Consider the following 20,089-nt stretch of genomic DNA (forward strand, 5'->3'; position numbering starts at 1 on the left):
CGCGAGAACGCCCGTTCCACGTTCGACTACAGCGCCGTATCCGATGCCAACGTGCGGATGCGCCAGCACCACGCAGAGGCGCACGGGTCATGAGCAAGGGAACGGGCTCAAGGCTCTTCGCCGACCGCCCCCTGATGACCATGCGGGTCTCTCGCGACTCAGGGCAGACCTGGGGGCCGGAGCAAGCCGTGGCCACGACGGACGATCTTCCGCCGCTGCTCACAAGCGCTTGGCCGCCATGCGAGTGCTGGCGCTGCGCGGAACGCGGCCAAGGTTCCAGGCGCTGAAGTCTCTCCCTCTCCTCCATGAACTCCCGCCCGACATGGGCGGCGGCGGTCAGCCATGGCCGCGATCAGTTTGAGCAGGAAGGTGCAGTGATGCTGAACGGAACCGACCTGTACGCGCTCGACATCGACGGGGCCTCGTTCGTGAAGGCGTGCGGCGGCCCCTGCACCGAGGGGTGCGTGACCCTGGCCCGGATCGGTGAGGACGCCTGGGCACTCGGTGACAGCAAGCGGCCGGGCGCTGAGCCGCTGAGGTTCACCACGGAGGAGCTGGACGCGGCCGGGATCGACCCGGCGCGGTTCGGTCTGTCCGTCTGATCCACCCCTCTCCAGTTGGTCCCGGCCCACCCCTCCATCGGGCCGGGACCGGCTGGCCCTTCGCTATCAAGAGAACTGAACGGGAACGACTGGTGCACCATCACGGCTATCTGTGGACCGGCCCGAAAGAGCGTTTCGACAATGAGGCCCTACGACGGCCCCCGCATCCTGAGCCGCCCCCGGCTGGAGGTAAGCCGGAACTGATCCAGCGGCACCGGGAGGTCATGGCGGAGTTCCCGACCGTCGACCTGCCACCACTGGAAACGGCGTACTGGCTCATCAAGCCGCGTTCGTTAGTTCGTGGCACGTGGGATGAGACGAAGGAAGCGGCGGCCTGGCTCGGGGAGCGATTGGCGGAGTACGCGCCCCGGTTCGCCTCGGAGAGGGGCCGTGACACCACCCGTCTGGCAGTGCTGGTCAACTCCGCTGCTGAGCGGCTGGAGTCAGGCACGGATGTGTCACTGGGCTTCTACCTCGAACGACCCTCGTACCTGTCCCTGGCGGTCGTGACGTGTTCCCCGAATCGCTCGATGCCTGAACTGGCATGCCCAGTCAGGTAATCGAAGTAACAAAGAAGCCCCGGCCAGTGGCCGGGGCATCTGCATTGGTTGGTTAGAGCAGTGCGCGGAAGGGGTTGGAATCGCTCACCAGTTCCTGCCGCTTCGGTTCGGGCGCGGGCTCCGGCGCTGTGCTGATCGGACGGTAGGCGTCGAGACGGACGACCTTAGTTCTGTTGCTTTCCATTACGGTCCGCTGGGCCGGCCCTGATTCCTCGTGCGGGGAAGTGTTCCCACGCAGTGTGAAAACGGTGGCCGGTCGGCCGGTCTTCCCGGATCGTTCCACGGTGACGACTATTCCGGGCAGTTCCCTGACCTCACTTGCGCTTGCGCCGACGTACGGGAGCACCTGAGACGACGTGAAGTACTGCAAGGCGCACTCACTCCGGCACTACTACGGGTCGCGGCTGCTGTACGCCGGGGTCCCCGAGAACGACGTGGCCGACTGGACGGGCCACAGCAGTACGGACGTACTGAGGGAGCGCTACCACTACATCTTCGAAGGGGCCGGGCAGCGCGGCCGGGCCGCCATCCCGACGATGCTGACGCCCGGCGCCGACGACCCTACGGAGGCGTCAGAGGTTGCCTGATCCGCATACGACAACAGCCCCCGGCATCACGCCGGGGGCTGCGTTGTTGTGCAGGTCAGAGGCCTTTTGCAGCCCGGCTTCCGCCCGGCTTCCCCCAGCATGACGCCCAGGAACGGCCCTGGTCAGGCCGCAACGGGCAGAAAGCCCAGGATGCCCATGCGGACCCTCGAAACCGCCCCTGACCTGCAAAAACCCTGCTAGGGAAGGTTCCTTGCCATCACGATCCGCTGAACCTGATTCGTGCCTTCATAAATCTGGGTGATCTTGGCGTCGCGCATCATGCGCTCCACCGGGTAGTCGCGGGTGTAGCCGTAGCCGCCGAGGAGCTGGACGGCGTCCGTGGTGACCTCCATCGCCACGTCCGAGGCGAAGCACTTGGCCGCCGCGCCCTGGAAGGTGAGGTCGCTGTCGCCGCGCTCGGACTTCGCCGCGGCAGCGTAGGTCAGCTGGCGGGCGGCCTCGATCTTCATGGCCATGTCGGCGAGCATGAACTGGACGCCCTGGAAGTCGGCGATCGGCTTGCCGAACTGCTTGCGCTCCTGGACGTAGCCCTTGGCGTAGTCGAGGGCGCCCTGGGCGATGCCGAGAGCCTGGGCGGCGATGGTGATGCGGGTGTGGTCCAGGGTCTGCATCGCCGTGGCGAAGCCGGTGCCTTCCGCGCCGATCATGCGGTCGGCGGGGATGCGGACGTTGTCCAGGTAGACCTCGCGGGTCGGGGAGCCCTTGATGCCGAGCTTCTTCTCCGGGGCGCCGAAGGAGACGCCCTCGTCGGACTTCTCGACCACGAACGCCGAGATGCCCCGCGAGCGCTTCTCCGGGTCCGTCACCGCCATCACCGTGTAGTACTCGCTCACGCCCGCGTTGGTGATCCAGCGCTTGACGCCGTTGAGGACGTAGTGGTCGCCGTCACGGACCGCCTTGGTCTTCATGCCTGCGGCGTCGGAGCCCGCATCGGGCTCGGAGAGGCAGTACGAGAACATCGCCTCGCCATGGGCGAGCGGGGTCATGTACTTCTTCTTCAGGTCCTCGGAGCCGGCGAGGATCACCGGGAGGGAGCCGAGCTTGTTGACGGCCGGGATCAGGGAGGAGCTGGCGCAGACGCGGGCCACCTCCTCGATCACGATCACCGTGGCGAGCGCGTCGGCACCGGCGCCGCCGTACTCCTCGGGTACGTGGACGGCGTGCAGGTCGCCCGCGACCAGCGCGTCAAGGGCCTCCTGGGGGAAGCGCGCCTCCTCGTCCACGGCGGCGGCGTACGGCGCGATCTTCGCCTCGGCCAGTGCGCGGACGGCGTCGCGGAGCATGTCGTGCTCCTCGGACGGGCGGTACAGGTCGAAGTCAGCCGATCCGGCCAAGGTCTCTCACGCTCCAAGACGCAGTGATGGTGGCGCTGGCGATGCTGGCGCTAATTACTGTTAAGTAACCCAATTTTAGATCTCCGCCGGTGGCTCTGGATAGGTGAGCTAGACGACAGCGGGAGAGCTGCCCGCCACGGGCCCGTCCCATGCCCCGGTTATGCTCGGGCGCGCACGCCCGCCGTACATCCCTGGAGCACCCATGGCCCTCAAGATCACTGTGATCGGCACCGGCTACCTCGGCGCCACCCACGCGGCGGCCATGGCGGAGCTCGGCTTCGAGGTGCTGGGCCTGGACGTGGTGCCGGAGAAGATCGCGATGCTGCAGCGCGGCGAGGTCCCGATGTACGAGCCGGGGCTGGAGGAGCTGCTGCGCAGGCATGTCTCGGGGATCGAGGGGTCCAGCGGGCGGCTGCGCTTCACCACCGACTACGCGGAGGTCGCCGCTTTCGGCGATGTGCACTTCGTGTGCGTGAACACACCGCAGCGGCACGGCGAGTACGCCTGCGACATGTCGTACGTGGACGCCGCGATCGCCTCGCTCGCGCCGCATCTGCACGGCCCCGCCCTGGTCGTCGGCAAGTCGACGGTGCCCGTCGGCTCCGCGGACCGGCTGGCCGCCTATCTCGCCGAGCACGCCCCGGCCGGCGGGGACGCCGAACTGGCCTGGAACCCGGAGTTCCTGCGGGAGGGCTTCGCCGTCCAGGACACGCTGCACCCGGACCGTATCGTGGTCGGGGTGCGCAGCGAGCGGGCCGAGAAGCTGCTGCGCGAGGTGTACGCGACGCCGGTCACGGAGGGGGCGCCGTTCGTCGTCACCGACTTCCCGACCGCGGAACTCGTGAAGACCTCGGCGAACTCGTTCCTCGCGACCAAGATCTCCTTCATCAATGCCATGGCCGAGGTGTGCGAGGCCGCGGGTGGCGACGTGGCGAAGCTGGCGGAGGCGATCGGGTACGACGACCGGATCGGGAAGAAGTTCCTGCGGGCGGGGATCGGCTTCGGCGGCGGATGTCTGCCGAAGGACATCCGGGCGTTCATGGCGCGCGCCGGTGAGCTGGGCGCCGACCAGGCGCTGACCTTCCTGCGCGAGATCGACTCCATCAACATGCGCCAGCGCGGTCAGATGGTGGAGCTGGCCCGGCAGGCACTGGGCGGCGGCTCCTTCCTCGGCAAGCGGGTCGCGGTGCTGGGCGCCACCTTCAAGCCGGACTCGGACGACGTACGGGACTCGCCGGCGCTGAACGTCGCCGGACAGATCCATCTGCAGGGCGCGCAGGTCACCGTGTACGACCCGAAGGGCATGGGGAACGCCCGGCGGCTGTTCCCGACGCTGGGCTACGCGGACTCGGCGCTCGAGGCGGTGCGCGGCGCGGACGTGGTGCTGCACCTGACCGAGTGGCGGGAGTTCCGCGAGCTGGATCCGGCGGAGCTGGGTGGGGCCACGGCGTCCCGGGTGATCCTCGACGGGCGCAACGCGCTGGACGGGGAGGTCTGGCGGCGCGCCGGGTGGACGTACCGGGCGATGGGGCGTCCTGGCGCCTGACGGTTCCGGCGTCCGCACGGGACGGGTGGCGCCGGTTCGGCCGAGGCTCAGTCGGCCGAACCGGCGCCGTGTGCTGCATTGTGCCGCACGGCGGCCCGGGGCGGGCGGTGATCGGACTGTGCGTTACACCTCTTAGGTCACCTCTTCGGTCACCTCTTCGGTCACCTCTTCGGTCACCTCTTCGGTCACCTCTTGGGGCACCTCCTCGGACGCCTGGCCGGACGACGGGCTGGGCGCCTCTCTGGCCCGGTAGCGGCGCATCTTCGCGCGCGCTCCGCACACCTGCATCGAGCACCAGCGTCCGCGTCCTGCGGGGCTGCGGTCGTAGTAGGCCCAGAGGCAGTCGGTGGCCTCGCAGGCCTTGAGCCGGGTCCAGGTGCCCGCGACCAGCGCCTCGGCGACGGCGGCCGCGACCCGGGCGAGCAGCGGGCGGCCGTCGGCGGGAGCGAGGACGGCCGAGCCGTCGGCGGCGTCGACGGTGACCACCAGCGGGGCCGCGCTGAACAGCTCGCCCAGCGGGGTGACCGTGCGGTGCGGCGGATGGCCGGCGTGGGCGAGCAGGGCGACGCGGAGCGACTCGCGCAGCTCGCGCGCGTCCGGCAGCTCGCCCTCGGTGAGGCCGAGGCGCTCCCGGCCCTCGGACGTGTCGAGCGCGTCGGTGCCCGTCTCCACGTCCAGCGTGTTCACCAGGGACTCGACCAGGGCCAGCCCGTCCGGGGCGGGCGCTCGCTCACTCATGCCGACGACCTCGCGCGTACGACTTCATGCTTGCGACGTTACCGCCGATGCGAGAGTATGCAGTAACCGTTACCGATTGCCGGGTGCTATGGGTAACCGTCGATTCCGAGGAGGAAGTCATGGCCGTCGCCGAACTGGGCCCCGTCGTCCTGGACTGTCCCGACCCCCGTGCCCTGGCGGCCTTCTACGCCGGTGTGCTGGGCGGCACGGTGGAGGGCGAGGGCGACTGGGTGGACCTGAAGCTGCCGGGCGGGCAGTCGCTCGCCTTCCAGGCCGCCCCCGGATTCGTACCGCCGCAGTGGCCCTCCACCGACCACTCGCAGCAGTTCCATCTGGACCTGGACGTCGGCGACCTGGACGCGGCGGAGCGGTCCGTGCTGGAGCTGGGCGCGAAGCCGCTGGACACCGAGGACCGCGCGCGGAGCTTCCGGGTGTACGCCGATCCGGCCGGACATCCCTTCTGTCTCTGCGCCTGCTGAGAGCGCACGGATCCCGCGGGAGTGCGGAGCGTCAGCCGTCCAGCTCGGCGATCGTCGCCGTGGACGGCCGGCGCCGCAGTTGGGCGGCGCGGGCGGTGAAGGCCGTGTCGCGCAGGACGCGCTGGACGTTGCCCCAGGTCAGCAGGGCCACATGAGCCTCCTCCCAGCCGCGTCGCAGCAGCTCGGCGACGAGCCGGGGGTAGCAGGAGGCGTCGCCCAGCTCCAGTGGGTGGGCGGTGCCGGCGTCGTAGGTGCCGGACAGGCCGACGCAGCCGGGCCCGGCCGTCGTGCGGACGTGGTCGAGATGGTCGGCGACATCGCGGACGGTCGGCCCGGTCTGCTCGGCGGTCAGCGGCACCATGCACAGCCCCCCGGCCGCGCCGAGCTCGGCCAGCAGGTCGTCGGGCAGGTTGGCGGGGTGGGGGCGCAGGGCGCGGGCCGCGGAGCGGGTGCACAGCAGCGGGGCCTTGGAGACGGCGCAGGCACGGCGGATGGTCTCCGGGGAGGCGCCGGAGACATCGGCGATCACGCCGAGCCGGTTCATCTCGCGGACCACCTCCTCGCCGAACCGGGTGAGTCCGGCATCGCTCGCCCAGCTCGCGCCGGTCAGGGTCAGCGCGCGCAGGCCGAGGGCGTGCAGGGAGCGCAGGATGCCGAGCGAGTCGCCGAGCGCGGCGGCTCCGGCGGGCCCGAGCAGCACCGCGGTGCGCCCGCAGTTGCGGGCGTCGGTGGTCTGCCCGGCGTCATGGGCCAGCCGCAGCCCTTCGTCGTGTCCGCGGACGACATGCTTGACCAGGTCCAGCTGCTCCAGCGTGGCGCCGACGGCCCGGTCGCCGATGAGGCCCTCGGGCAGGTGCAGCGACGAGAACAGGGCGCCCACATGGCCCGCCCGCAGCCGGGGCACGTCGGTGTCGACCGAGCTCTCGCCGAGTTCGAGGTCGTACCAGGGCAGATGCTTGAGTGCCCAGGGCAGCCCGCTGTAGCCGTCGGCGACCGGGTGGGCGGCGAGCACGGCGTGCGCGCGGGCCAGCGGTTCGTCGTCGGGGTCGGAGACGGGTGCGAAGCTTTCCTGCGGGAAGGCAGCCTCGGCCTGCGGCAGCGCCGTGGCCAGGTCGTCGAATCCGCCGGCCTCGGTGGTACCCGGGTGCAGGTCGTCCTGGAGGTCTGCCATCGCGGGCTCCGTACGGTCGTCGTGCAGTACGGTCACCGTCGCACGGAGCAGGGGGTGCTTCCTGGTGGGCGCGGCGTTCGGGGGTACGAGCGCCTCGGCGTCGCGGCGACCGCGTCCACCGCGTCGGTGGTACCTGGTACCGGGCACTGAGGATCTTCACCGCACCGGCGCCGGGCCGTCGGCTACGCCGGCGGGTCCAGTGCGTCGATCGTCGCGTTCGACGGCCCCCGCGTCGCCTGGACGCCCCGGGCCACGTCCTCCGCCGCACCCAGCACCCGGACCGCGTTCTTCCAGGTCAGCTTGGCCAGGTCGGCGGTGGACCAGCCGCGCTGCAGCAGCTCGGCGATCAGGTTGGGGTAGCCGGAGACGTCGTTCAGCCCGTCCGGGGTGAAGGCCGTGCCGTCGTAGTCGCCGCCGATGCCGAGGTGGTCGATGCCGGCCGCCTCGCGCATGTGGTCGAGGTGGTCGGCGACCGTGGAGACGGTGGCGACCGGGCGCGGGCTGCGCTCCTCGAAGGCGCGGTGGATCTTCATCGCCTCGGGACCGGTGTCGAGGTGGTGGAAGCCGTGCGCCCGCATGTTCTCGTCCGCGGCGGCCGTCCAGTCCACGGCCGCCTGGAGGACGAACTTCGGCACGAAGGTCACCATGGCCACGCCACCGTTGGCGGGCAGCCGCTCCAGGACGTCGTCGGGGATGTTGCGGGGGTGGTCGCAGACGGTCCGCGCGGAGGAGTGGGAGAAGATCACCGGTGCGGTGGAGGTGTCGAGCGCGTCGCGCATCGTGGTCGCCGCGACGTGCGAGAGGTCGACCAGCATGCCGAGCCGGTTCATCTCGCGGACGACCTCCCGGCCGAACGCCGACAGCCCGCCCACCCGCGGCTCGTCCGTCGCGGAGTCCGCCCAGTCCACGTTGTCGTTGTGGGTGAGGGTCAGGTAGCGCACGCCGAGCGCGTACAGACCGCGCAGGGTGGCGAGCGAGTTGGCGATCGAGTGGCCGCCCTCGGCTCCCATCAGCGACGCGATACGGCCCTCCGCCCGCGCCGCCTCCATGTCCGCCGCCGTCAGCGCGGCGCGCAGCTGCTCCGGGTGGCGGTCGAGCAGCTGCCGTACGCAGTCGATCTGCTCCAGCGTCGCCGGCACCGCGTCGGGCAGGTCGGAGCGGACGTACACCGACCAGTACTGGGCGCCGACGCCGCCGGAGCGCAGCCGGGGCAGGTCGGTGTGCAGGTGGGCGGACTGGTCGGCGGCGATGTCGCGGGCGGCGAGGTCGTAGCGGACCTGTTCGCGCAGCGCCCAGGGCAGGTCGTTGTGGCCGTCGACGACCGGGAACTCGCGCAGCAGCGCCCGGGCCCGGTCCAGGGCCTGGTCCCGGGAGGTCACGGGCGTCACTGTCCGAACCCGAAGCCGCCGGCGGCCCCCTCGACCTTGGAGCGCAGCCTGCGGCCCTTCTCGGTGGCCTGCTCGTTGAGCTCCTGCTGGAACTCCCGCATCCGGGCGAGCAGCTCCTCGTCGTGCGCGGCGAGGATCCGGGCGGCGAGCAGCCCGGCGTTGCGGGCCCCGCCGACGGAGACGGTGGCGACCGGTACACCGGCCGGCATCTGCACGATGGAGAGCAGCGAATCCATGCCGTCGAGGTACTTCAGCGGTACGGGCACGCCGATCACCGGCAGCGGGGTGACGGAGGCGAGCATCCCGGGAAGGTGGGCGGCGCCCCCGGCCCCGGCGATGATCGCCTTCAGCCCGCGCTCGGCGGCCTGCTCGCCGTAGGCGACCATCTCGCGCGGCATCCGGTGCGCGGAGACGACGTCCACCTCGTAGCGGATCTCGAACTCGTCGAGGGCCTTGGCGGCCGCCTCCATCACGGGCCAGTCGGAGTCCGACCCCATGACGATGCCGACGACGGGGCTCGCGGAAGTCATTCGGTGATCGTGCCTCTCAGATAGCCGGCTGCGTGACGGGCGCGTTCCAGGACGTCGGCCAGGTCGTCGCCGTAGGTGTTGACGTGGCCGACCTTGCGGCCGGGCTTCACGTCCTTGCCGTACATGTGGATCTTCAGCTGGGGGTCGCGGGCCATGCAGTGCAGGTACGCGGAGTACATGTCCGGGTAGTCCCCGCCGAGGACGTTGACCATGACCGTCCAGGCGGCGCGCGGGCGCGGGTCGCCGAGCGGGAGGTCGAGGACGGCGCGGACGTGGTTGGCGAACTGGGAGGTGACCGCGCCGTCCATGGACCAGTGGCCGGAGTTGTGCGGACGCATCGCCAGTTCGTTGACGAGGATCCGTCCGTCGCGGGTCTGGAAGAGCTCCACGGCGAGGTGGCCGACGACCCCGAGCTCCTTGGCGATCTTCAGCGCCATCTCCTCGGCGGACAGGGCGAGCGACTCGTCCAGGTCGGGTGCCGGGGCGATCACGGTGTCGCAGACGCCGTCGACCTGGCGGGACTCGACCACCGGGTAGGCGACGGCCTGGCCGTGCGGGGAGCGTACGACGTTGGCCGCGAGCTCCCGGACGAAGTCGACCCTCTCCTCGGCGAGCACCGGCACGCCGGCCCGGAACGGCTCGGCGGCCTCCTCCGCGGAGTCGACCACCCACACCCCCTTGCCGTCGTAGCCGCCGCGGACCGTCTTCAGGACGACGGGGAATCCGTCGCCCTCCGCCGCGAAGGCCACGACGTCGGCCGGATCGGCCACGATGCGGTGCCGCGGGCAGGGCACGCCGATCGCGTCGAGCTTCGCCCGCATCACGCCCTTGTCCTGGGCGTGCACCAGCGCGTCGGGGCCGGGACGCACGGGGATGCCGTCCGCCTCCAGGGCCCTGAGGTGCTCGGTGGGGACATGCTCGTGATCAAAGGTGATCACGTCGCAGCCGCGGGCGAACTCGCGCAGCGTGCCGAGGTCGCGATAGTCGCCGATGACGACATCGTTCACGACCTGCGCCGCGGAATCCTGAGGAGTGTCACTGAGGAGCTTGAACCTGATGCCCAGCGGGATGCCCGACTCGTGTGTCATACGAGCCAGCTGGCCCCCGCCGACCATGCCGACTACCGGGAACGTCACACCCCTAGCGTATCGGCCACCCCGGCCGGTCCCGCTTCCGGCCGGTCCGAGGCTCCACGGGGTCCGCAACACGGTCCGCAGGAAGATCGCACGGACGGGTGGTTAGCATGGCTGAATTGACGTCGACCGGACGGGGGCCTGCACGACCATGGGACATGGTTCCTCGGGGCTTCCCACGCTGCCCCCGGCGCCGCGCGGCGCGCTGCGGCAGCGGATCGAGCGGCTGGCCCGCGAGGTCGTGAAGTTCGGCGCGGTGGGCGGGGCCGGGGTGCTGGTCAACCTCGGGGTGTTCAACCTGGTCCGGCACACGACGGAGCTCCAGGTGGTGCGGGCGAGCATCATCGCGACGGTCGTCGCGATCGTCTTCAACTACCTGGGCTTCCGCTACTTCACCTACCGCGACCGCGACAAGACCCGCCGCACTCGTGAGATGTCGCTGTTCCTGCTGTTCAGCGCCATCGGCCTGGTGATCGAGAACGGGGTGCTGTACACGGCGACCTACGGGTTCGGCTGGGACAGCCCGCTGCAGAGCAACATCTTCAAGTTCCTCGGCATCGGGCTCGGCACCCTGTTCCGCTTCTGGTCGTACCGCACCTGGGTGTTCCGCGCGCTGCCGGACCGCACCGCGGTGGTCCGCCCCGAGACCTTCCCGGAGCCCGAGCACGGGCGGCCCTCGCCGGCGGGCGCCGCCGCCCGTCCGGGCGCCCGCCGCCCCGCGGGGGCGACCCGGGTCGGTGCGGGGCGGCGGCCCTGAGCCGCACGGGACGGCGGGGGACCCGAACACGGGGCCGGGATCACCGCCGGCGGCTGCCCGGCGGCTAGCGGACCGTCTGGCCCGACGACGCCTTCTTCGGCGGCGGGGTACGGGACAGGAACAGCCCGAAGACCGGGGGCTTGGACTGGAGCAGCTCCAGCCGGCCCCCGTCCGCCTCCGCCAGGTCGCGGGCGACCGCGAGTCCGATGCCCGTGGAGTTGCGCCCGCTGATGGCACGCTCGAAGATCCGTGCCCCGAGGTCGGGCGGCACCCCCTGGCCCTCGTCGGTGACCTCGACCACGGCCTGGTTGCCGGTGACCCGGGTGCGCAGGGCGACGGTGCCGCCACCGTGCATCAGGGAGTTCTCGATCAGCGCCGCCAGCACCTGCGCCACCGCACCGGGTGTGCCGACGGCCTCCAGATGCCGTTTGCCGGAGCTGACGATGGCCCGCCCGGCGCTGCGGTAGGCCGGGCGCCACTCGGCGATCTGCTGCTGGATGACGTCGTCCAGCTCGAAGGTGACGGCGGAGCCGCTGCGCGGGTCCCGGGAGTTGGTCAGCAGCCGGTCCACGACGTCCGTCAGCCGTTCCACCTGCCCCAGTGCGATGGTCGCCTCCTCCTTCACCATCTCCGGTTCGTCGGTGACGGTGATCTCCTCCAGCCGCATCGACAGCGCGGTCAGCGGGGTGCGCAGCTGGTGGGAGGCGTCGGCGGCGAGCCGGCGCTCGGCGGTGAGCATGCGGGCGATGCGCTCGGCGGAGGCGTCCAGCACGTCCGCGACCCGGTCCAGCTCGGGAACGCCGTACCGCTTGTGCCGCGGGCGCGGGTCGCCGGAGCCGAGCCGTTCGGCGGTCTCGGCGAGGTCGGTGAGCGGGGAGGCGAGCCGGTTGGCCTGGCGGACGGCGAGCAGGACGGCGGCGACCACGGCGAGCAGCGCGACCAGCCCGATGATCAGCAGGGTGCGGCCGACCTCCCGGGTCACCGAGGAGCGCGGCTCCTCGACGACGACCGTCTCGCCCTCCTCGCCGGTGGCCTCGCCGCGGATGACGTCGCCGGTGGGCTCGGTGCCGACCTCGATGACCGGCCGGCCGGGGATCCGGATCTCGGCGTACCGGTCGCCCTCGATCTGCTGGCGCAGGACGGCGGCGTCGACGGTGCCGGTGCCGAGCAGGCGGCTGTCCACGATGCTGGCCAGCCGGGCCGCCTCCAGCTCCACCCGCTCCTGGGCGGTGCTGCTGATGGTGCGGGTCTCGACGATGACGAGGGAGACGCCGAAGACGGCGATCACGACGAGCACCACGGCGAGGGTGGACTGGATCAGTCGGCGGCGCATCTTCTCTTACCTGTGAAGGGCCCCGTGGGACGGGCTCAGTTCTTCTCGAAGCGGAAGCCCACGCCGCGCACGGTGGCGATGTAGCGCGGGTTGGCCGCGTCGTCCCCCAGCTTCTTGCGCAGCCAGGAGATGTGCATGTCCAGGGTCTTGGTCGAGGACCACCAGGTGGTGTCCCAGACCTCGCGCATCAGCTGGTCGCGGGTGACCACCCGGCCCGCGTCGCGGACCAGCACCCGCAGCAGGTCGAACTCCTTCGCGGTGAGCTGGAGCTCCTCGTCCCCCATCCAGGCGCGGTGCGACTCGACATCGATGCGCACGCCGTGGGTGGCGGGCGGCTGCTGCGGCTCGGTGGCGCCGCGGCGCAGCAGGGCGCGGACCCGGGCGAGCAGCTCGGCGAGCCGGAAGGGCTTGGTGACGTAGTCGTCGGCGCCGGCGTCGAGCCCGACCACCGTGTCCACCTCGTCGGCGCGGGCGGTCAGGACGAGGATCGGCACCGTGTGACCGTCGGAGCGCAGCCGGCGGGCGACCTCCAGTCCGTCCATGCCGGGCAGGCCGAGGTCGAGCACGACCAGGTCGATACCGCCCTGCAGTCCGGCGTCCAGCGCGGCGGGTCCGTCCTCACGCACCTCGACCTCGTACCCTTCCCGGCGCAGTGCGCGGGCCAGCGGCTCCGAGATGGACGCGTCGTCCTCGGCGAGCAGTACACGGGTCATGAGCCGATGGTAGTCCGCCTGGCGCAACTGGTAGTCCGTCCGGCCGAGCGCATGCGGCGTGATCTCCGACGCCGGTTGGCACCCCGACGGTGCGGGCCGCCACCCTGGTGGACACCTTCGATTAGGGGTATGCGGTTCCACATTCACCTGTGATCCGCATCTCAAGTCCTTCCATACCGGGTGGTGCCCTGCCGTATGGTGAACCAACGCCTGTAGCACCACAGGGACCTTTGGCGCTCTTTGTCGCCGAAGGTCTCTTTTGTGTGCGGGCCGGTCGCCGGCCGGCCCTGAAAGGAATGACCTGTGGCCGGGCCCCGGGGCGCACCGATGTGCCCCGGGGCGTGGATCCCGGTGGTCGCCGTCCACCGCTCCGTGATCCGGGGCGGACTCCCCGTGGGCGTGGGGTGGACGGGCCGCCCGCCGGTGCCGGCCGCCCCCCCACCGGGCGCGCATCGCCTTACATGCGCGTCCCGACCAGCAAGGATCGACCATGGCGTCCAGCCTGACGAAGGACTCGGTCACCCCGGGCACCCCCGGTTCCGAGAAGACCTTCTTCGGCCACCCCCGGGGTCTGGCCACCCTCTTCATGACCGAGATGTGGGAGCGCTTCTCCTACTACGGCATGAGGGCCCTGCTTCCGCTGTACCTCGTGGCTCCGGGTGGCCTGGGCCTGAGCGCCGGCACCGCGACCGCGATCTACTCGGTGTACCTGTCGCTGGTGTACCTGCTCACGATGCCGGGCGGCTGGTTCGGCGACCGCGTGTGGGGTCCCCGCAAGACCGTCGCCATCGCGGGCGGCATCATCATGCTCGGCCACCTCACGCTGGCGCTGCCGTCCTCCGGCACGTTCTACGCCGGTCTCGGCCTGGTCGCGATCGGCTCGGGTCTGCTGAAGGCCAACATCTCCACGATGGTCGGTCAGCTCTACAGCGGGCCGGACGACCCGCGCCGCGACGGTGGCTTCACCGTCTTCTACATGGGCATCAACCTCGGTGCCTTCGCCGCGCCGCTGATCATCGGCACCGTCGGTGAGAGCGTCAACTGGCACCTGGGCTTCGCGCTGGCCGCGCTCGGCATGGCGCTGGGTATCGCCCAGTTCCTGATCGGCAGCCGCCATCTGGCGCCGAACTCCAGCGTCGTCCCGAAGCCGCTGTCGGTGGAGGAGAAGACCTCGACGCTGCGCAAGGCCGCGTTCTGGGCCGGTCTCGCGGTCGTCTTCTACGCGATCGTCGGCTTCTCCGGCAAATACACGCTGAACTGGATCCTGGTCCCGCTGACCCTGCTCGGCGTGATCATCCCGGTGCTGGTGCTGACCCGGATCAAGCGCGACAAGGAGCTGGACCGCACCGAGCAGTCCAAGATGTCGGCGTACATCTGGTTCTTCGTGGCCGCGGCCGTGTTCTGGATGATCTACGACCAGGGCGGCTCGACGCTGTCGATCTTCGCCGACTCCTCCGCGGACAACACCGTCCTCGGCTGGGAGTTCCCGGTCTCCTGGTACCAGTCGGTCAACCCGGTCCTGATCATGGCCATGGCCCCGGTCTTCGCCTTCGTCTGGCTGGCGCTGAACCGGCGGGGCAAGGAGCCGAGCACGATCGTCAAGTTCTCCTTCGGTCTGGTCCTGGTCGGCTCGTCCTTCTTCCTCTTCCTGGCGCCGCTCACCATCGCGGAGGGCGGTCACAAGGCCGCGGCGATGTGGCTGGTGGCGATCTACTTCCTGCAGACCTGCGGTGAGCTGATGCTCTCCCCGGTGGGTCTGTCGGTGACCACGAAGATGGCGCCGGTGAAGTACGCCTCGCAGATGATGGGTGTCTGGTTCCTGGCCGTCACCGCCGGTGACGCCACGACCGGCCTGCTGTCCATCGCCGGTGTCGACCTGAACAAGACGGGCATCGTCGCCGCCGAGGCCACCCTCGCAGTGGTCGCCGGTGTGGCGATCTGGATGTACCGCAAGCGGGTCAAGGAGCTCATGGGCAACGTGCGCTGACCCGCGCACTCCGAAGCCACGGAGGGCTGCCGCGTCCGAGGGGGACGCGGCAGCCCTCCGGGCGTCTGCGGGGCTCGAGCCGCCCCCGGGCTCACCTTCGCGCCGACGGGTCGGCGGACGGGCGGGCGGCGCGCGGTGCGCGTACGCGGGCCGCCCGGCGGCGGTGCGGCGTCGGCGCGGCCGGGGTGCCGGGCCGTGGCCCGTCGGCGGCTGCGGTACGGGGGCGGCGGAGGCGGAGGTGGTCCACGGCCGCCAGGGCCGCGCGGTACAGCGCCGTCGGTACGACCAGGGCGGTCAGCAGCCAGAACAGCGTGAGCCCCCAGGGGCGGCCCACGTCCCACGGGTGCTCGACGAGGACCCTGCCGCCGTACTTGAGGGACACCGTGTAGTCGCCGTGGGCACCGGCCGCGAGTTCCACGGGGAGTTCGATCCGCGCGGTGCCGCCGGCCCGGACGGTGCCGCGCCAGGGCAGGTCCTGCCAGCGCGGGGCGTAGACGCCGTGCGAGGTGCCCAGCCGGAAGACCGGGTCGCGCACCGGGGAGGTGCCCGCGTTGCCGACCGTGAGGACCAGGGTGCGGGTGGGCGCCGCACCGAACCAGGTGAGCAGGTCGTCCGAGCCCTCCAGCCGTGCCTCGGCGAGCAGGGACAGCCGTCCGCCGGCCCCGTCCGCGGGCAGCGGCTCCACGGCGTGCCCGGCCACCCGGAGCGTCGCGTCCGCCTCGGCCCGGGGCCCGGTGGCGGTGGCCGCGTGCACCACGCACGGGCACGGCACCGGCGGCTCGACGACCGGCAGCTCCCGCCGGAAACCGCCCTCGTCGTCGGTGGTGACCGTCCGGCCGTCGGCGTTGGCACAGGAGTCGCTGCCCCCCGCCACGCCCCGGACCGGGTCGGACTGCCCGCAGATCACCAGCGTCAGCAGCGCCCGGGCCCGCCAGCCCCGGCCGCTGACGGTGACCGAGCCGCCCGCGCCCGCCTGCGCGCGGGACACCCGCACGACGGGAGGATCGACGACGCCGGGGCCGGCCCGCGCCGCCGCCCCCGCGGCCTGACCGGGTCCCGCCGGCAGCGCCGCACGGGCGCGTCCGGGTCCGGCCGCCCCCGCCGCAACAGCCCACCCGACCGACCCCGACGACCGCCCCGTCCCGGCAGACCCCACCACCGTCGACACCACCGCCCCTGCACCACCGGCCCCCGACGCCCCTGACGTCCCCGCCGTCCCCGACGCAACAGCCCACCCGACCGACCCCGACGACCCCGCCCCCGCAGCAGACCCGACCCCAACCGATTCCGCCGCCCCCGCAGACAACACCCAGGCCCGCGCAGTCGTCCCGCCACTCAGCGCCCAGGGCGGCACGGTCGTCCCGCCGGGCACGGTGCTGACCGGCACCGCGGCACCCAGGAGCTCTCCGGAAGCCGGCGCCGCCTCCGCCCCGGCGGCCCCGGCCGCCGTCGGCACCGCGGCGCCGGCGGGCCCTGCGACTCCCGTCGGTCCTGAAGCGGCGGACGCCCCGACCGGCCGCGGCGGGACCGTCGCGGGCGTCGTGCTCGCCGTCGTCCTGCCCGCCGTCACCGTGCTCGCCGTCCTCGTACTCGCCGCCGCGGCCGTGGTCACCGGCATCGCCGCCGCGGCCGTGGACGCGGCCGTCGCCGGGGACGGCGGTGCGGCCTGCAGCGGCGCCACAGACAGCAGTGCCGCCGACAGCAGAGCCGCGGGTCGCGGTGTCCTGGCCCGCACCTCGCCCGCCTCCGGGGTCAGCTGCGGGAACGGGCGGTCCGGCCGCGGCGGGTCAGCCACAGCGTGCCGGCCGTGCCCACCAGCAGCACCGTGCCGCCGAGCGCGCCCAGCGCGACGGCGGAGTCCTCGGGGCCGGTCTGTGGCAACTCGGCGCCGGAACCCGGGTCCTTCGCACCGGAGCCGGGAGTTCCGCCGCCTCCCTCGCCCTCGCCCCCGCCCTCGCCCTCGGCCGCGGTGACATCCAGCGTCAGCGAGGGCCCCGGCTCGTTGGTCGGGGTGCACGTGGTCGTCGTACCGAGGGCCTCGATGGTGAGCACCCCCGCGGTGAAGGTGACCTCGCCGGACGTGCTCGGGGTGTACGTACCGCTCAAGTCACTGATCTTGATCGGGGTGTTGGCGGGGATCGCCGCATCGTTCGCCGGCCCGGTCAGCTTCACGGTGCCGCTGTCCGCGCCACCCACGCGCACCGTGGCACTCGGCCTCATCGCCCCCTTGCCCAGCTCCACCGGGCTGGAGGAGACGCCCTTCTGCCAGGACATGATGATCCGGTAGCCGTCGCCGCTGCGCTCGCCCTCGATGTCGATGGGCGACACGGCCCCCTTGTCGCCGATGGGCGTCTTGCACTGGTAGTCGACGTCGACGACCTCGGCCCGGGCCACAGGGGCGGTCAGCAACACCGCGGAGCCGGCCAGGGCCGCGACGGACACGAGCGCGGCGGTTCGCTTCTGCTTCGACACGGTGCCCTCATTCCTGACGGCGTATCAGATGAGCCGTCAAGGTACGCCCGGCTCCGTAAGGAAGGAAGACACGCAGCAGGTCCGAATCCCGCACCCGGAGCGGCGCGCATCCGGGCACCGGATGCCGGATGCCGGTCCGGCGCCGGACGCGTACGGCTTCTAGGCCGGGGCCCCCAGCTCCGCCCACACCGTCTTGCCCGCGACGCCCGGGGTGCGCACGACGCCCCAGTCCAGGCACAGCCGCTGCACTATGAACATGCCGTGACCGCCGGGCCGGCCGGCGCGATGGGGGGTGCGGGGAGCGGGCTGGCCCGTGCCGCGGTCGGAGACCTCCAGCCGGATCACCTTCCGGTCGCAGGTGACCCACAGCTCGTCCGGACCCTCGGCGTGCAGACAGGCGTTGGTGACCAGTTCGGACACCACGAGCAGTACGTCCTCGGCGGCGGCCCGCTGGTCGGCCGTCGTGGCGGGCAGCCAGCCCCAGGCGTACAGCGCCTGCCGGGTGAAGTCACGGGCCAGCGGGACGACGCCGCTGGCGCCGTCGAGGTCCAGCCTGCGGACCTGCCGGCCGCCCGGAGGTGCGGACGGCGCGGCCCCACCCTGCTCGGGCGGCACCGGCAGCGCTGCGGATCCCGCGGGCTCCCCGGTCGCGGGCGCGCCCTCTCCGGACGCCCCGGAAGCGCCGCTGGGCTCCGGACCGCGGTCGCCCGGCGAGTAGGACCGGGTGGTGCTCATCAGCGCTTCACCTCACCGATTCACCAGTTCACGTTTCAAAGTCGTACACAGTCGGTCACGCGGTGCGAGCGGAGCGCCCACCCCCGGTTCCCGTCGGCGGCCCACCTGCTCAGCATGTCTCCTGCCCGGGCCGAACGGCAGAACACCCCCGTATTCGCCACGGAACACCAGGCGGGGCAGTTACTCCCGTCACACATTCGCCCACAGCAGGTCCAACGGGCGTCGGCGCCGGGGCGTTCACACCGCTCAGCCGGACTCGTTCGCCAGGGCGGCCGCAAGCGTGTCATGGACGGTGAAGACCGCATCCGCCCCGGTGATCTCGAACACGCGCGCAACGACCGGCTGCATCGCCACCAGGTGCACTCCGCCGCCCGCCGCCTCTGCCTTCAGCCGCGCGCCGAGCAGGACGTTGAGCCCCGTGGAGTCGCAGAACTCCAGCCGGGAGCAGTCGACGACGAGCCGGTTGAACCCCTTGCCCAGACAGTCCTCCAGCGGCTCACGCAGCAGATCGGCGGTGTGGTGATCGAGCTCACCCGCCGGCGTGACGACGGCACTGTGGCCCTCTTCCCGCACCTCCACCAGAAGCCGGCCCGACTGTGCGCTGCCGACCATCCCGTGGTCCATGCCGTCTCTCTCTCCCGGGGTCGTGATGCTTCCGACGCCCTCGAACACTACGCCTTCCCGCCCCCCTTCGACACCCGAACAACCGTACAGAAACGGACATATCAACACAGAACGCACTTGCGATCGATGTCGTCGAGCCGGTAGGCCTAGTAAGAACATGAAACCGACACGGCCGGCTTTGGAGGCGCCGCACACCGCAGTGCACGTTTTGGCTTCGGCAGCCGTATGCCGAGAACGATGGAGGACACCATGTCACCCCGGCTCGACGGATCGCATACCCGAGAAGCGACGTCGACACCCCGTCCGGAACCTCTGGATCCCATCGAGCAGCACGACGCCGTCACCGACGACGGCTCACTCGCCGGACTCCCGGACATCCCCGCGTACGACGAGGTGGCCCCGGCCGACGCCCGGGCCCTGTCCAAGACCCTCTTCGAGCGCCTGGAGTCGCTGGAGGAAGGCACCCACGAGTACGCGTACGTCCGCAACACCCTCGTCGAGCTCAATCTCGCCCTGGTCAAGTTCGCCGCCTCCCGCTTCCGCTCCCGCAGCGAGCCGATGGAGGACATCATCCAGGTCGGCACGATCGGCCTGATCAAGGCGATCGACCGGTTCGAGCTCTCCCGCGGTGTGGAGTTCCCCACGTTCGCGATGCCGACCATCATCGGCGAGATCAAGCGTTTCTTCCGCGACACCTCGTGGTCCGTGCGCGTACCGCGCCGCCTCCAGGAGCTCCGCCTCGACCTGGCCAAGGCCGGCGACGAGCTGGCCCAGAAGCTCGACCGGGCGCCGACGGTGGCCGAGCTCGCCGAGCGCCTCGGACTGACCGAGGACGAGGTCGTCGAGGGCATGGCCGCGTCCAACGCGTACACGGCCGCCTCGCTGGACGCCCAGCCGGAGGAGGACGACGCCGAGGGCGCGCTCGCCGACCGGATCGGCTACGAGGACCACGGACTCGAGGGCATCGAGTACGTCGAGTCGCTGAAGCCGCTGATCGCCGAACTGCCGCCGCGGGACCGGAAGATCCTCTCCCTCCGTTTCGTCGCGGGCATGACCCAGTCGGAGATCGGCGAGGAACTGGGGATCTCCCAGATGCACGTGTCCCGGCTGCTGTCGCGGACGCTGGGACGACTGCGCAAGGGGCTGACCGTCGAGGAGTGACCGCGGCGGGGTGCCCGCGGCTGTGACGTTCGTCCTCCAGGGGGCGGTCCGGACTCCGGACCGCCCCCTCGGCCCGTCCGGACCCCGGTCCGTCCGGACCCCGGTCCGCCAGACCCCCGTCCGTCCGGCCGCCGTCCGTCCGGCCCCCCGGGTCCGTCGGGGCCACCCCCTCGGGTCCGCAACCCCTCGGCCCGCCCTCCAGCCCATCTGCCCCTCCG

Annotated in this window: 19 protein-coding genes and 1 pseudogene; 8 read left to right on the forward strand and 12 right to left on the reverse strand. The window is 71.6% G+C overall.

Annotated features, from left to right (window positions below):
- The first annotated feature begins 377 nt into the window (after positions 1-377).
- The 3 genes from V5O46_RS05325 to V5O46_RS05335 all read left to right on the forward strand — a co-directional run bounded on the left by V5O46_RS05325 (position 378) and on the right by V5O46_RS05335 (position 1,749).
- Positions 378-602: a DUF397 domain-containing protein gene (locus V5O46_RS05325; protein WP_332883258.1), complete on the forward strand. Its 225-nt coding sequence runs from the start codon at positions 378-380 to the stop codon at positions 600-602.
- Between the two features lie 92 nt (positions 603-694).
- On the forward strand, positions 695-1,162 hold the full coding sequence (locus tag V5O46_RS05330; RefSeq protein WP_332883259.1) for a hypothetical protein: 468 nt from the start codon (positions 695-697) through the stop codon (positions 1,160-1,162).
- Between the two features lie 356 nt (positions 1,163-1,518).
- Positions 1,519-1,749, forward strand: a complete 231-nt coding sequence (locus V5O46_RS05335; RefSeq protein WP_332883260.1) for a site-specific integrase — start codon at positions 1,519-1,521, stop codon at positions 1,747-1,749.
- A gap of 197 nt (positions 1,750-1,946) precedes the next feature.
- On the opposite strand, the gene V5O46_RS05340 is transcribed toward V5O46_RS05335, so the two are convergent.
- Entirely contained in the window at positions 1,947-3,104 is a 1,158-nt protein-coding gene (locus V5O46_RS05340) for an acyl-CoA dehydrogenase (RefSeq protein ID WP_332883261.1), read from the reverse strand.
- Positions 3,105-3,306: 202 nt separating this feature from the next.
- Here V5O46_RS05340 and V5O46_RS05345 point away from each other — a divergent pair, with 202 nt between their 5' ends.
- The gene (locus tag V5O46_RS05345; RefSeq protein ID WP_332883262.1) at positions 3,307-4,650 is read left to right on the forward strand and encodes a UDP-glucose dehydrogenase family protein; all 1,344 of its coding nucleotides are present in this window, start codon (positions 3,307-3,309) and stop codon (positions 4,648-4,650) included.
- Positions 4,651-4,887: 237 nt separating this feature from the next.
- Here the strand turns inward: V5O46_RS05345 and V5O46_RS05350 are convergent.
- Positions 4,888-5,388 (reverse strand): annotated as a pseudogene (locus V5O46_RS05350) (CGNR zinc finger domain-containing protein); the annotation flags it as partial.
- A gap of 119 nt (positions 5,389-5,507) precedes the next feature.
- Here V5O46_RS05350 and V5O46_RS05355 point away from each other — a divergent pair.
- Positions 5,508-5,867, forward strand: a complete 360-nt coding sequence (locus V5O46_RS05355) for a VOC family protein (protein WP_332883263.1) — start codon at positions 5,508-5,510, stop codon at positions 5,865-5,867.
- A gap of 31 nt (positions 5,868-5,898) precedes the next feature.
- Here V5O46_RS05355 and V5O46_RS05360 read toward each other — a convergent pair whose 3' ends face one another.
- The 4 genes from V5O46_RS05360 to V5O46_RS05375 all read right to left on the reverse strand — a co-directional run bounded on the left by V5O46_RS05360 (position 5,899) and on the right by V5O46_RS05375 (position 10,092).
- Complete coding sequence (locus V5O46_RS05360; RefSeq protein WP_332883264.1) at positions 5,899-7,038, reverse strand: dipeptidase; 1,140 nt, start codon at positions 7,036-7,038, stop codon at positions 5,899-5,901.
- Between the two features lie 182 nt (positions 7,039-7,220).
- Positions 7,221-8,417, reverse strand: coding sequence for a dipeptidase (locus V5O46_RS05365; protein WP_332883265.1), 1,197 nt, complete (start codon positions 8,415-8,417; stop codon positions 7,221-7,223).
- 5 nt (positions 8,418-8,422) lie between these two features.
- Entirely contained in the window at positions 8,423-8,956 is a 534-nt protein-coding gene (gene purE, locus V5O46_RS05370) for a 5-(carboxyamino)imidazole ribonucleotide mutase (RefSeq protein WP_332883266.1), read from the reverse strand.
- Positions 8,953-10,092 (reverse strand): 5-(carboxyamino)imidazole ribonucleotide synthase, encoded by a 1,140-nt coding sequence (locus V5O46_RS05375; RefSeq protein ID WP_332883267.1) that lies wholly within the window; start codon positions 10,090-10,092, stop codon positions 8,953-8,955. The genes purE and V5O46_RS05375 overlap by 4 nt, the downstream gene beginning before the upstream one ends.
- Before the next feature lie 148 nt (positions 10,093-10,240).
- On the opposite strand from V5O46_RS05375, the gene V5O46_RS05380 reads away from it, so the two are divergent.
- Positions 10,241-10,846, forward strand: a complete 606-nt coding sequence (locus V5O46_RS05380) for a GtrA family protein (RefSeq protein WP_332883268.1) — start codon at positions 10,241-10,243, stop codon at positions 10,844-10,846.
- A gap of 64 nt (positions 10,847-10,910) precedes the next feature.
- On the opposite strand, the gene V5O46_RS05385 is transcribed toward V5O46_RS05380, so the two are convergent.
- Together V5O46_RS05385 and V5O46_RS05390 are read right to left on the reverse strand one after the other, a co-directional pair.
- Positions 10,911-12,179 (reverse strand): ATP-binding protein, encoded by a 1,269-nt coding sequence (locus V5O46_RS05385; RefSeq protein ID WP_332883269.1) that lies wholly within the window; start codon positions 12,177-12,179, stop codon positions 10,911-10,913.
- A gap of 35 nt (positions 12,180-12,214) precedes the next feature.
- On the reverse strand, positions 12,215-12,892 hold the full coding sequence (locus V5O46_RS05390) for a response regulator transcription factor (protein ID WP_332883270.1): 678 nt from the start codon (positions 12,890-12,892) through the stop codon (positions 12,215-12,217).
- A 490-nt stretch (positions 12,893-13,382) separates the two neighbouring features.
- On the opposite strand from V5O46_RS05390, the gene V5O46_RS05395 reads away from it, so the two are divergent.
- A complete protein-coding gene (locus tag V5O46_RS05395) occupies positions 13,383-14,879 on the forward strand; it encodes an MFS transporter (protein WP_332883271.1) in 1,497 nt (498 codons plus the stop codon).
- Between the two features lie 91 nt (positions 14,880-14,970).
- Here V5O46_RS05395 and V5O46_RS05400 read toward each other — a convergent pair whose 3' ends face one another.
- From V5O46_RS05400 to V5O46_RS05415, 4 genes are all read right to left on the reverse strand, one after another.
- Positions 14,971-15,945, reverse strand: coding sequence for a hypothetical protein (locus tag V5O46_RS05400; protein WP_408648929.1), 975 nt, complete (start codon positions 15,943-15,945; stop codon positions 14,971-14,973).
- A 686-nt stretch (positions 15,946-16,631) separates the two neighbouring features.
- On the reverse strand, positions 16,632-17,351 hold the full coding sequence (locus tag V5O46_RS05405; protein ID WP_332883272.1) for an LPXTG cell wall anchor domain-containing protein: 720 nt from the start codon (positions 17,349-17,351) through the stop codon (positions 16,632-16,634).
- Positions 17,352-17,510: 159 nt separating this feature from the next.
- Positions 17,511-18,086: an ATP-binding protein gene (locus V5O46_RS05410; protein WP_332883273.1), complete on the reverse strand. Its 576-nt coding sequence runs from the start codon at positions 18,084-18,086 to the stop codon at positions 17,511-17,513.
- A 246-nt stretch (positions 18,087-18,332) separates the two neighbouring features.
- Positions 18,333-18,710, reverse strand: coding sequence for an STAS domain-containing protein (locus V5O46_RS05415; protein WP_332883274.1), 378 nt, complete (start codon positions 18,708-18,710; stop codon positions 18,333-18,335).
- A 237-nt stretch (positions 18,711-18,947) separates the two neighbouring features.
- On the opposite strand from V5O46_RS05415, the gene V5O46_RS05420 reads away from it, so the two are divergent.
- Positions 18,948-19,871 carry an RNA polymerase sigma factor SigF gene (locus tag V5O46_RS05420; RefSeq protein WP_332883275.1) on the forward strand — a complete coding sequence of 308 codons (924 nt, stop codon included), beginning with the start codon at positions 18,948-18,950 and terminating at the stop codon, positions 19,869-19,871.
- Positions 19,872-20,089: the final 218 nt, after the last annotated feature.

It is taken from the genome of Streptomyces poriticola, assembly GCF_036689765.1.
Classification (GTDB): domain Bacteria; phylum Actinomycetota; class Actinomycetes; order Streptomycetales; family Streptomycetaceae; genus Streptomyces; species Streptomyces poriticola.